The 7,196-nt window shown below is 38.3% G+C and carries 5 protein-coding genes; 2 read left to right on the forward strand and 3 right to left on the reverse strand.

The annotated features are described in order from the left end of the window. Positions 1 to 7 precede the first annotated feature (7 nt). Positions 8 to 1,225 carry a sugar metabolism global transcriptional regulator Mlc gene (gene mlc, locus L4D09_RS10890; RefSeq protein WP_428457532.1) on the forward strand — a complete coding sequence of 406 codons (1,218 nt, stop codon included), beginning with the start codon at positions 8 to 10 and terminating at the stop codon, positions 1,223 to 1,225. Positions 1,226 to 1,284: 59 nt separating this feature from the next. On the opposite strand, the gene L4D09_RS10895 is transcribed toward mlc, so the two are convergent. The 3 genes from L4D09_RS10895 to prsT form a co-directional block, all read right to left on the reverse strand. After that, the gene (locus L4D09_RS10895; protein ID WP_428457533.1) at positions 1,285 to 2,073 is read right to left on the reverse strand and encodes a PEP-CTERM sorting domain-containing protein; all 789 of its coding nucleotides are present in this window, start codon (positions 2,071 to 2,073) and stop codon (positions 1,285 to 1,287) included. 555 nt (positions 2,074 to 2,628) lie between these two features. After that, positions 2,629 to 3,375, reverse strand: coding sequence for a S1 family peptidase (locus L4D09_RS10900; protein ID WP_428457534.1), 747 nt, complete (start codon positions 3,373 to 3,375; stop codon positions 2,629 to 2,631). A 62-nt stretch (positions 3,376 to 3,437) separates the two neighbouring features. Continuing rightward, on the reverse strand, positions 3,438 to 6,212 hold the full coding sequence (gene prsT, locus L4D09_RS10905) for an XrtA/PEP-CTERM system TPR-repeat protein PrsT (RefSeq protein WP_428457535.1): 2,775 nt from the start codon (positions 6,210 to 6,212) through the stop codon (positions 3,438 to 3,440). Between the two features lie 95 nt (positions 6,213 to 6,307). Between prsT and L4D09_RS10910 the strand changes: the two genes are divergently transcribed. Continuing rightward, on the forward strand, positions 6,308 to 7,196 hold an 889-nt coding region (locus L4D09_RS10910), incomplete at its 3' end, for a GNAT family N-acetyltransferase (protein ID WP_428457536.1).

Below are 7,196 nucleotides of genomic sequence, written 5' to 3' on the forward strand. Positions count from 1 at the left end.
TACAGGCATGTATGTCGCCCAGCCTGGTCACATAGATCATATCAAAAGAAATAATGCCGGCAGCGTCTACAAGCTTATCGATCGGTACGGACCGATATCACGTATCGAGCTATCAAAGCGTAGCCAATTAGCACCTGCAAGTATCACTAAAATCACTCGTGAACTGATAGAAGCTCATTTAATAAAAGAAACCAATATACAAGAAGCAGCAACGCGTGGCCGACCTGCGATTGGATTGGTGCCTGCGAACGAAGGGTGGCAGTTTTTATCACTTCGTTTAGGACGAGGGTATTTGACGATCGCACTGCACGAACTTGGTGGCGATATTCTTGTTGAAGAAAGGAAAGATGTGGATGTGCTGCAACAAGACGAAGTTTTGCAGCAGTTATTAAAAGAGATCGAGACGTTTTTTGCTAACCATGTCGGCGAGCTCGATAGGATAACCGCAATTGCGGTTTCTTTGCCAGGGCTCGTGAATGCAGATAAAGGCATGGTGCTGCAGATGCCGCACTATGATGTCCATAACTTAGAGCTAGGCCCTGCCATTCATCAGGCAACAGGCTTACCCGTTTTTATTGGTAATGACACACGCTCATGGGCGTTAGCCGAAAAGCTTTTTGGCAATTCACGTGATGTTGCTAACTCAATTCTGATTTCAATTTATCACGGTGTTGGAGCCGGCATTGTTCTTGATAATGTTGTATTACAGGGTCGTATTGGCAACATTGGTGAACTTGGTCATATTCAAATTAAACCATATGGTAAGAAGTGCTTTTGCGGCAATCACGGTTGTTTAGAGACGGTGGCAAGTTTAAAAGCAGTATTAGGGCAAGTAGAACAGCGTTTACGGGAAGGCCACCCTTCAACACTCCACGGTAAAGCATTAAGCATTGAAAAAATTTGTGACGCAGCTGTAGATGGTGACACGTTAGCAAGACAGATCATTATTGAACTTGGCCATAATCTTGGCCAAGCGATCGCAATCATGGTTAACTTATTTAACCCAGAAAAAATCTTGATTGGCGGAGAATTCAACCGCGCGAAAGCAGTGCTTTATCCCGCGATTATGGATTGTATTCGTACACAATCATTACCTGTATATAATCGCGATTTAGTCATTGGTGAAAGTTCATTCTATACACAGGCGACGATGCCTGGAGCCGCGCTGGTAAAGCAAGCGATGTATGATGGACACTTACTAATGAAATTAATCGAAGAGGGCTAAACGGGCACATATAAGCCAGCCCGCTTGGACTGGCTTATTCTTTGCTTACTACTTTTTCTTTATAAGTCATATAGTTCAACTGCTTTACGCTTACGGCGAGTAGTTACAACCCCAAAACCCAATAGAGTTGCCCCGAAAATTGCTAAAATTGAAGGCTCTGGGATAACGCCCCAAGAACTTATGGAAATATCAGTACCTTCTTCAGTACTATTGAACCCAAATGCTATTGCCCCTATTTCACTAAGATCGACATTGGCTGAGTTAAATAAACTAAAATCAATAGCCATTCGATTAAGTACCCCCCCAGAGTTTGACCCCGTTACTTGGTCGATACCACCTTGCATGTCGAATACTTGTAAGTAGTAATCAAACGTACCAGCGGCATCGCTTGTCACAACATCAAAGAAAAATGCCGTGTAAAGACCGGTAGGGTTTAAGACATCTAAAGAATTAAGACCTTGACTAAAGACATTCATTTTGGGAGGCGTTGAGTAAAACGACGTCGCATTTTTGGGGGCGGTTGAGCCACCATCATAGATAACTTCAGCGATGGAAAAGGCACCAGAGCCGTTAGTCCAAGATAAAAAAGGGAAATCAGGATCACCTGCTTGTAGTGTTGAATCTGGGTTAGCACTACCAGCTTGCGTTACTGTTAGCTCGGCATCTCGTTGTCCACCTATAATGCCAGGGGTCATGATTGCTGTTGAACCTGACTCAGAACCGATTCCATTCTTTGCTAAGTCCATACCTGAGCCATGATTGACGGTAAAGTCATCAAACATCCATAGGCTTGCATTTGTACTAAATGCCGCGCAAACCAAAGATGAGGCGATTAATATGTTCTTCATAAGTATCCTTGATTAAAAAATCATAATGACTTATTTATATAAGCAACTTGTGTACCATAATATAAACGCACTTTATTTAAATTAGCTCGAATCCCAAAAACTATTCCGACGTTGTATAGCTTTCATAACATGACAGTTGATAATTTAATCCTATTTTATTGATTCAAAAGAGAATCTTCTATAAAAAAGCACCGAGGTGTAACCGAGGGTTATGCCAAGAATATTTGACAATGCGTCGAGATATGAGCCCTCACGACCCTGAATGGCAAGTGACTGAATAGTCTCAATTGCAATCCCATATAAGCTAACTGCTGCGCATAATAGGAATAAATGATTGTGAGATACAAAAATAAAATGTGCGATAAGGATAAAACAGCAATAAGCACCTAAGTGTAATATCTTGTCGAGAAAGAAAATACCATATTGGTCTAAGTCGGTGACCCCGCCTTTATCAGCAGCTGGCATTATTGAAAGGTAAGTAATCAAACAGGTATAGATAATGAAAACAATGATAGCTGTATATGCGTACTTACGAAGGAGCATAAGAATGTAGACCTATCGCTGCTTAGCTAAAAGAGCTTGAAGATGACTGATTGGGATGGCATAAGTAATGGCACTTGGTGAAGTAAGTGCAGATTCACGTGTTGATTTGACTAAAACCTTATTGATAACGGCAATAACATCACCTGTAATTGGATGGTAAACAGGGCTACCACTGTTACCTGGATAGGCAGTAGCATCAAATTGATAGACAAAATACGGTTGCTTCAATTGTTTTAGCTGTTTGGGAGTGAGTTCTTTTGCATTACGGGCTGGTATAGCAATAGGGGTAATGCTTGAAATAATACCGCGGTGAGTTGCGGGGTATAAACCAAGAATTGCTCCGATAGGAAAGCCTGTAAAACTATAAAGCTCACCTTCTTTAACCTGTCTACTTGATAATACAACCGGTTTTAATGCTGGCCCTGAGACTTTTAATAGTGCGAGGTCGTGCGTTATGTCACGTGATACAACCTGCGCAGACCTAACATCAGTTTTTTTGCCATGTCCTACAAAAACAACAAAATTATCGTGTCCTTGAAGCGACTTTTGGTCAACGACGTGCGCATTCGTAGCAATAAGGTGGCTACTTACAACGAAGCCTGTGCCTTGCAACTTTGCTCTCGGTGCGGCGAGTTTACTATAGATACCAACACCAACTATAGATGGCTTTATTTTACTTATTGTTTCGGGTAAGTTTGCTAAAGCCGAAGAGCAAAAAATAAGCAATGCAAGAGAAAAAGCTAAATTAAGCCACTGCACAATATATCCTTTCTGCTTATAAAATCCCCCTCATAAAAGTAATAATTATGAGGGGGACCTAACTAAAGTTGACTCTGTTTTTCCAATTGTTTTTTTAACTCAATTAAGTGAGGTTCAGAAGGCGATAAGCTTTTCAGAATCGAACGTGCCTCCTTTCGCTTGTTATTTTCAATTAAGCTTTCGACGTAATGCAAACTGATTTCAGCATTATTCCGACGTTGCTCGTACGCCATTTTTAAAGGCTCTAAAGATTGCTTATGTTGGCCAGACTTGAGTAAACAAAAACCATAAGTATCTTGTACTTCAGGTAAATCCTTAGCGAGGCTGTATGCCTTTTCAGCCGATTGACACGCTTGGGAGTAATCATTTTTATCTATGTACAGCCAGGCAATGTTATTAAGTGCGATAACGTTATTTGGTTCACGCTTTATGATTTCTTTATACTGACGAATTGCTTCGCTTGGCTTTCTCTCTAACTGAATTTGAGCAAGCATAAGTGTAAGAGGTTGAGCTGAATCTCCATATTGTTTAATAACACCTTCGAGAAAGTTAGCCGCTTTATCGAGCTGTTTATTTAAAATATAAGCCCTAGTAAGATCTTTCGCAGTCAATAAGCTTTTCTGAAGGTTATAACGTTTTTCTTGGGCTATAGCGGCTTTGTCATATTGCTCATTCGCAGTGTATATCATCGCTTGTAAACGAAGAAAGTAAGGGGTTTCCTTTATCTCAGCAGATTGTGAGTCAAGAATTTTTTGGCTGCTAGATAGCCGGTTATCTTTAATCAGTAAGCCTGCTCTCATTAAACTAAATCCGGGTTGATCACTAAATAGAGACTCAGCTTTTTCTGCAACCTTTATCCCTTTATTATAATTCTTTGTGATTTCATAAAATTGTATACTTTTCATATAGGCTTGGGGGTTCAACCGATCTAGTTCAAGCCACTTTTCTGAAGCAACTAGCGCTTTACGATAAGATTTTTGGGATTGGTAAAATAGGGCAAGTAAACTCCAACTCTCGGGTGTCTGTTGGTTTGGCGTTAAAGTATTGAGCGTTGAAATTGCTTTGTCTATATCATTGTTTGCACCTTGAGCCCGAGCTAAAATGAGTTTTAGCCTTACATTTTCAGGGTGTTGTTCAGCCTTTGAGCTGTATAGAGAAAGTGCTTGATCTAACTTATCAGATTCTGCAGCGTACTTAAAAAAATGCTTGGCGATAACAAAGTTATCTGGCGTTTGGTCAGCAAGTTTATAAGTGGCGTTATATGCTTTATCCTTATCACCGTTAATAGCATCTATTTGCGTTAATGCTATAGAGGCAGAAATATTTCCCGGATCAATCTCCAGCACTTTACTAAAGAGTTCTTTTGCTAAATCAAAATCTTCTTTGTTTAAGTTTATTAATCCTTTTATCAATATTGCGTTTACATCCGCAGGTTCCGCACTAAGCCATTCATCAATGACCTTTTCAGCATTGATGAAGTCATTTTGCTTTAGATAATAATAGGCCAAACCGAGATTTGCTTCAGGAAGAGATGGGTCAATGGCAAGCATTTGCTGAAGGTTTTCAACACCACTGGTATCGTTATTTGCTAATTTAACTAGTCCTAATCGTAGGTTGTTATCTGAAGATGGTAATGAATTGGATTTATTTGCAAGATGCAATGCATCATTGCTACGACCTATTTTTGCGAATTCAACACTCATTGCAGAGAGAAACTCTGAGTTCAAATCGGATGATAAATCAAACTCTTCAAGTGTTTTTAGCGCACCATCGATTTCACCTAACTTAAATTGAGTCGAAACATAAAGGCGTTTTACGAAATGATCGTTAGGAACAAAAGGGGACACCTTTTCAAAGTATTTATTAGCAGCTGCAATCTGGTCTTTGGCATAAGCTGTGACACCAGCTATAAGATAAACACTGAGGTTCTGAGAGCCGTTTGTAATAGCGAGTTCCGCATGCTTTTTGGCACCATCGAATTCTTTTTGGCTATAGAGGATTGTTGCTTTTAATTCATTCGCGAGAACATGAGAATTTGAAACCTTTAAAAGATAACTTACATACTTGTCAGATTCTGTATAGTCTTCAACACGAACAAGCGCTTGGGCAAGAAAAAGGGTGTAATGAATAGCGTCTGGTGATAGCTCAACAGCCTTCTTATAACTCTTTACTGCTTCAATATGCTGGGCGTTGGATGTGTACAAATGGCCTTGAAGTAGCCAGACATCACTATTATCAACATGAATATCAATTAAGTTATCAATGATCTCAAGCGCCGATTCAACATTTTTGTTTTCAGCGTTAATACTTGCCTGGCTTAGGGCGGAATATAGGCTTTCAATACCCGACTCATTAGCAAGTTCTAATGTATATTCTGCTTCTTCTAGCTTACCATTCTGTAACAATAGTAGAGACTTTATGGCAAGTAGCTCTGTCATTACTTCAGGTGAATTGGTACGGGACTTATCTATTAAGTGCGTGATTGCTCGTAAATCATTCTGGCCTAATAGTGCTCTCGCGATTAGCGGCTCAGCTTCATCTTTTGAAGCGCCATAACGTATAGCACGATTAAATTCTTTCTCGGCGGAAGAAAAATTACCATTATCTAAATAGATTGTACCCAAAAGTAAACGCGGTTCAGCTTGGTTAGGTTCAAGTTGAATGGCATTTTTTAGTTCAATGATAGCTGAACGATCACTTCCTTCAGAAAGATAACGTTTAGATTCATCAACATATTCCTCATATGACCGTTCATTACAAGCAGCTAAAAATAGTAATAAAGCTGGGGATAATGCTCTAGTAATCGATGAAATGTTTTTCATAAAATTCCCTGTCATAACAACTTACCTTAATGTTAGGATATTTTTATTGTAATGCAAAAAACAATCCTACTTTTACTATAGTTAAAATAAAGGACTATTCAGGAATTAATATGAAGGATTTTCATCAATATAGATGTAATATTCATGACAATTTAAGCCATGAATATCTAGAGAGGATTTGGCTAGAATTAGAAAACAAATCAGTATCAAATTTCTTCATGTCATGGATCTGGATAGGGAATTGGTTAAAACAGCATACACAGGGACATAAAACGCTGGTTGTATATTATGGTGATGAGGTTGTTGGTTGTGGTATCATTATTGAAAATAAAAGCTTTTTCAGGAATAAATATTATCTAAACCATACAGGGAACACCAAGCTTGATCAGATCTGGATCGAATATAACAACTTCATAATTGATATTCAGCACGATAAAAATGTTAAGTTAATCATTTCGAATAAATTACATAGCATGATGAGTGTTTTTGACAAAATAGTGGTTGGTGTATCTGAATATAGATGTATAGAGTACCTTGCATCAAACAATATGAATAGTAGAAACGTATGGAAGGCAACTAGTTATAAGATAAATTTTTTAAAGATAAAAGAAAAAAATATTAAATTTGAAGATACATTTTCAAGAAATTTCAAACAGCAAATCAAGCGAAGTATAAAAAAATATAACGAACATGGAGAACTTAGGTTGTCTGAAGCAAATAGTTGCATTCAGGCAAATGAATGGTTCGATGATATGGCGAAATACCATAAGAAAAAATGGTCTGATGATAGTGGTTTTAACAATAAGAATTTTATTAATTTCCACAAAGCAATGATTAACTCTGATAAAAACTGCAAGCATATTAAAATATTAAAATTGGAATCTGCATCGCATCTTGTTGGATATGTATATATGTATATCTATAATAAAGAGGCTTATTTCTACTTAAGTGCATTAAATTATAATTTACCACATCGACATTGTAAGCCTGGATTAACAA

It is taken from the genome of Photobacterium makurazakiensis, assembly GCF_050336715.1.
Lineage (GTDB): Bacteria > Pseudomonadota > Gammaproteobacteria > Enterobacterales > Vibrionaceae > Photobacterium > Photobacterium makurazakiensis.

Bases quoted from the DNA above. Each gene is read 5' to 3' on its own strand.
- L4D09_RS10895 (WP_428457533.1), bottom strand. From the start codon at position 2,073: ATGAAGAACATATTAATCGCCTCATCTTTGGTTTGCGCGGCATTTAGT.
- prsT (WP_428457535.1), bottom strand. From the start codon at position 6,212: ATGACAGGGAATTTTATGAAAAACATTTCATCGATTACTAGAGCATTA.
- mlc (WP_428457532.1), top strand. From the start codon at position 8: ATGTATGTCGCCCAGCCTGGTCACATAGATCATATCAAAAGAAATAAT.